The organism is Aquabacterium sp., assembly GCF_004297345.1.
Lineage (GTDB): Bacteria > Pseudomonadota > Gammaproteobacteria > Burkholderiales > Burkholderiaceae_C > Aquabacterium.
Genome location: NZ_SCTN01000181.1, coordinates 1 through 2,240 on the forward strand (window position 1 = coordinate 1; position 2,240 = coordinate 2,240).

Annotated in this window: 3 protein-coding genes; 1 reads left to right on the forward strand and 2 read right to left on the reverse strand. The window is 63.2% G+C overall.

What is annotated here, in order from left to right:
- Window positions 1-666: hypothetical protein (locus tag EPO09_RS06175; RefSeq protein WP_290641249.1), on the forward strand; the 666-nt coding region annotated here is incomplete at its 5' end.
- Between the two features lie 36 nt (window positions 667-702).
- Here EPO09_RS06175 and EPO09_RS06180 read toward each other — a convergent pair.
- Both EPO09_RS06180 and EPO09_RS06185 read right to left on the reverse strand, forming a co-directional pair.
- Complete coding sequence (locus EPO09_RS06180) at window positions 703-1,800, reverse strand: hypothetical protein (RefSeq protein WP_290641251.1); 1,098 nt, start codon at window positions 1,798-1,800, stop codon at window positions 703-705.
- Between the two features lie 44 nt (window positions 1,801-1,844).
- Window positions 1,845-2,240, reverse strand: a 396-nt coding sequence (locus tag EPO09_RS06185; protein ID WP_290641253.1) for a GH3 auxin-responsive promoter family protein, incomplete at its 5' end; no start/stop codon positions are given.

Here is a 2,240-nt window from a genome sequence, read left to right on the forward strand (position 1 = left end):
AGTGCCGCAGCAGTTCGGCAGGCTGCTCGCCAGCTCGGCGTGTCAACCAACACCTTTCAGGTGGCGGCGATCGCGCAATGCTTTCTGTCTCAGGCGCCAGGGGATCCCAAGGCCGCCGCCGTGATCCGCATCTCGGTGAACATGCGCCGCTACTATCCGGCGTCTGCTGGCCACGGCCCGCTTTGGGGCAACCATGTCGGGGCCTTTCTGATCATCGAGCAGGACGCCGGCAAATCGCTGAAAGACCGCGTGCGATCGGTGGGGGAGCAGATGAAAGAGGGGCAGGCCAGATTTGCCCGCCGCGAGATGTGCTGGACCTATCTGCTTGAAGAACTGATGCCGCTGCTCGGGCGCACGCTCCTGAGCCATATCAGCGTGCAAATGAAGCGCAAGGACAGGTTTCCCGCGATCAGTTGCCATTCGACGAGCCTGGGCGACGCCGGTCCCATCATCAATCCGCCCGATGTGGCCGTGCGCATTGATGAGTTCGTGCCCGTCGTGAGCAGCGTGTCACCGCTGCAGGTGCTGTCGGAGGCTGGTGGACGACTGTTGATGCCGCATGTGTGGCAGTTGGCAGAAACGTCCGCCGAAGACATCGATGCCTTCCTGATCCGGTTGGATCAAACCTTCGAGCGACTGGTGGCCGAGGCGGCGCAACTGGCGTGATCGCCCACGCCGCCTGCGCCCCATCGGGGCCTGTGCTCAGAGCCGGCCCAGCTCCACATACAGCGGCCGATTGTCGATGCCGGGGCGAGGATCGGCGCCATAGCTCAACCAGAAGTGGCTGGAGAACAGCTTCTGGCGCTTGTAGCCGCGCGGCACGTTCTCAAGCGGGTCGCCGTGCGTGAAGGCTGTGGCCAGCGCATCGAACTTCTGGCCTTGATTGGCCATCACGTAGTCGATCAGGCCTTGCAACACGGCCGGGTCGTCATTGGCAATCAGGATGTTGGCCAGCGTCAGGTAGTTCAGCACGCCACCGATCGGAGGCAGCTTGAAGCCGCCCGTGATGCCCACGTACAGGTTGTAGATCGGACGCAGCACCTTCACGATGGGCTTGAAGCCGACGATGCGCGTCTGCTTGTAGGCCTTCTGGTTCCAGCCCGCGACCATGCCGATGATCTGGCCATTGCGCGTGGCCAGCACGAAGTCGCCAATGCTCAGGCCCGCGTAGTACGAATCGCCCGCCAGCAGCTTGGTGAAGTCATACGCGGGGTAGCCATTGCGACGTGGTGCCTCGCGGTCAAAGAAGGCCTGCATGGCCGGCACATCGGCAGCCGTGGCCGCACGCATCTGCACGCCTTGCGGGATGCGCGGTGTGATCTTGCGCGTGAAGATGAAGCTGGTCTCGATCGTGTGGCTGATCCAGTAATCGAACAGCACGCCATCGGCCGTGTTCTTGGCGGCATCCAGTGGCGCCGTGTTTTCTTTCAGCACGATGCCTTGCAGCAGGTCGTCGTTGGAGCGGTGCTTCTTCTGCTCGATGAACAGGTTCGAGGCGATGCCGCGGCGGCGGTAGTACGGGTCCACGCGCGTGTCGCCGGAGTAGTACACGCGGCGCTTCTGACCACTGATATACAGATCGCGGCCCGAGATCACGGTCAGGCCGGCCAGCACATCGGGGCGCTCGTCGTCATCGGCCACGGTCAGGACGAACTCGTCGCCGATGACCTTGGCGCCCACGAAGAAGTCGGGGGCACGCTGGAAACACATCTGTGCCACGCCGGGCATCGTGATCTTGGTGATCAGGTCCTGCATCTTGGCGTTGTCGGCGGGGGTGCCCTGTCGTACGGTGATGGCCATGGTGAACAGTGGATCAAATGGGTGGATGAAAGGGCTGGCGCCGTTCAGCTGTCCAGCGACTGTCGCAACACGGCGGGCACATCGCCACGCCAGTGTCGCAAAGGTTCGATCTTGATGTTGCCTTCGATCATGCCGCGCTCACGACATTGATCGAGGTAGATGGCGCGCATCTGCGGCAAGGCCACGCAGGCGGCATGCTGTAACTGGCCCAGCTCGCGCGCGAGCTTGTAGTGGAAGTTGCCCTGCAAGGCCTTCTCGACCTGCTCGGCCAAGGCGCGCTGCATGGCTTCGCGTGGCGCATCGGCGCTGCATTCAACCAGCAGCACATAACCGGGCGTGCGGTTGCGGGCCTCATCCAGCGCCAGCAGCGTCACCGGCATGGCGTCCGCCATCTGCAGTTGATCCTGCACCATCTGCGCCGTGGTGGCGCTGGTCTTTTC